The sequence below is a fragment of the Fictibacillus gelatini DSM 15865 genome (assembly GCF_000430745.1).
Lineage (GTDB): Bacteria > Bacillota > Bacilli > Bacillales > Fictibacillaceae > Fictibacillus_A > Fictibacillus_A gelatini.
Genome location: NZ_KE387236.1, coordinates 39,325 through 39,921, shown reverse-complemented (window position 1 = coordinate 39,921; position 597 = coordinate 39,325). Strand labels below are relative to the sequence as shown.

Annotated in this window: 1 protein-coding gene; it reads right to left on the bottom strand. The window is 36.0% G+C overall.

Annotated features, from left to right (window positions below):
* On the bottom strand, positions 1-231 hold a 231-nt coding region (locus H538_RS0122775), incomplete at its 3' end, for a transposase (RefSeq protein ID WP_026679543.1).
* Positions 232-597 lie beyond the last annotated feature (366 nt).

Sequence of the window (597 nt, the reverse complement as noted above, 5' to 3'; positions counted from 1 at the left end):
ATCCTCATCCGATAAATCATAAATACTTTTTAACAATAAATATTTAAACATACAGATCGGATCGATAGCAGTTCGACCGTTATCATGACAATATTTATCTTTCAATTCCTCGTAAACAAAGGAGAAATCAACTAGCTCATTTATTTTTCGTAATAAGTGATCTTTAGGAATAACCAAATCGTAAATCCCCATAAAAGGACTGAAAACCATAGATTGTTGTTTTTGAATCATCTTTATACCACCCACGAGAATTTGATAAGTTAATTATTACATAAAAAAAGTGTTACTTCCTTATATATTTTGGGAATCACACTTTTTTCGGGGGACTTTTTCAGTGGCCTCGTCTGGAGGTGGAAATCTGTCCAATAGACGCCATCTCAAGGACAAAAATAAGGCCTGGAGACGAAAATCTGTCCAATAGAACGGGTCTCAAGGACAAAAATGGGGTCTGGAGACGAAAATCTGTCCAATAGACGCCGTCTCAAGGACAAAAATGGGGTCTGGAGGGAGGTCACTGAAAAAGTCCAAGAAATTTTCAAAAATGCTTTTTCCTAAAAAATACATCCCCACTTTGGTAAGCGAAATGCATTGTAAACA